Origin of the sequence: Paracoccus salipaludis, assembly GCF_002287065.1 — a bacterium.
Classification (GTDB): Bacteria; Pseudomonadota; Alphaproteobacteria; order Rhodobacterales; family Rhodobacteraceae; genus Paracoccus; species Paracoccus salipaludis.
Window position 1 is genome coordinate 1 of the sequence record NZ_NSJZ01000134.1, and the last position, 553, is coordinate 553.

The 553-nt window shown below is 66.0% G+C and carries 1 protein-coding gene; it reads left to right on the plus strand.

Annotated elements, in window-relative coordinates:
• On the plus strand, positions 1-240 hold a 240-nt coding region (locus CK240_RS18860), incomplete at its 5' end, for a hypothetical protein (protein ID WP_167650117.1).
• Between the last annotated feature and the right edge of the window lie 313 nt (positions 241-553).

The window sequence follows — 553 nt, forward strand, 5'->3', positions numbered from 1 at the left end:
CCGGCGCACCGCGACAAGATCGGCTGGGTTCTAGGTGCGGTCTCGGAGCGCAGCTTCGAAAACCACGGCGTGCTCCTCTCGGTCCTCGTCCACAAGAAGACCCCGGGCGATACGCTCCCGAGCGGCGGCTTCTTCAACCTTGCGGGGCATCTCGGCTTCGACGTGGAGGACCGGCACGCCTTCGTCGCCCGCGAGACTCGCAAGGTCTTGAGGAAATTCGGCCGACCCAAGGCGGCTTAGGGCGCGGGAGACGTCCAAGGAAGCGTCCCACGTTGGGCTGTCCCCTATGCCCATGGCAAGGGACAGCCCAGCGGCGAGCGCCCTTCCTCCTCGGCCGAGCCATGAGCTGTGCCCTTGGGAGGCCGCACGCAAACCGCAGGTTTGCATAAGTGCGCCCTTCTCTCTGCTGTTCGTCGGGTTCGAGCCACAGGCGCCAGAACCTTTCACCCAAGGAGAGAGGGCAGGTCCCGCGCGCCGTGCAGCCCCCGCACGATCCGAACCTCGTCCCCTGCTTCAACGAAGAAGATCAAATACCGGCCATGCCGGGCGGACC